Annotated in this window: 2 protein-coding genes; one reads left to right on the top strand and one right to left on the bottom strand. The window is 61.1% G+C overall.

The features are described from left to right. Nucleotides 1-612: transposase (locus tag AAIL68_RS17515; protein WP_347141064.1), on the bottom strand; the 612-nt coding region annotated here is incomplete at its 3' end. Here AAIL68_RS17515 and AAIL68_RS17520 point away from each other — a divergent pair. Beyond that, the coding region (locus AAIL68_RS17520) for a hypothetical protein (protein WP_347141065.1) at nt 535-730 on the top strand (196 nt) is incomplete at its 3' end. The genes AAIL68_RS17515 and AAIL68_RS17520 overlap by 78 nt on opposite strands.

The raw sequence follows: 730 nt of genomic DNA on the forward strand, positions 1-730 counted from the left end.
ATGGGCATGGCGTCCGACCTGGGCGGCCAGCCGCGGGGCAAGCCGCGCGTAGTTCTGGCGCAACTCGACCCCGACTTCTTTCGTCAAGCCCGCCAGCAGGGCGCGGGCGCGCTCGAAAAGCCGCGCATCCGTCGGATGGGCGATGGTCTTTTCCATGACCGTTGTATCCACAGCCACCCGCTTCAGGCTCTTGTCGGTGACGGCGCCCGCGGCTCGGCCTGCCTCGATGGTCTTGGTCAGCAGCCACTCCACCCCTTCCTCGCCGATCCGCTTGCGCCAGCGCACCAGCGACGAGGGATCGATTGGAGGACGGTGCTGGAAGAACGTCTCGCCAGTGAAGTGTTGGTAATACGGGTTCTCGACCCACCGGGCGACGACTGCCTCGTCAGAGAGCTTGAAGGCATGCTGGAGATACATGAGCCCCGCGACCAGGCGGGGCGATGTCGCAGGTCGACCCTGATGCGAGGGAAAGAAGCTCGCCCATTCCCGTTCAAAAAACTCCCAGTCGATCAGCGCCGCAAGCTTCACCAACTCGTGGCGCGCATCGATCATATCGACCAGTCGTGGGCGGAGCAGGTCATCCTGTTCAGGGGCGCGGGAATGAGGCTTCATCGACGACCAGAAATTGCAAGGTTTCTGGCCAAAGCATACGAAACCCTGCAATTCAAAGCGAACAAAACCGCAGCTTCAACAAATGAAATCAATGAACTACGAGTTGTTCAGGCCGGAC

The organism is Paracoccus sp. SSK6, from assembly GCF_039770665.1.
Lineage (GTDB): Bacteria > Pseudomonadota > Alphaproteobacteria > Rhodobacterales > Rhodobacteraceae > Paracoccus.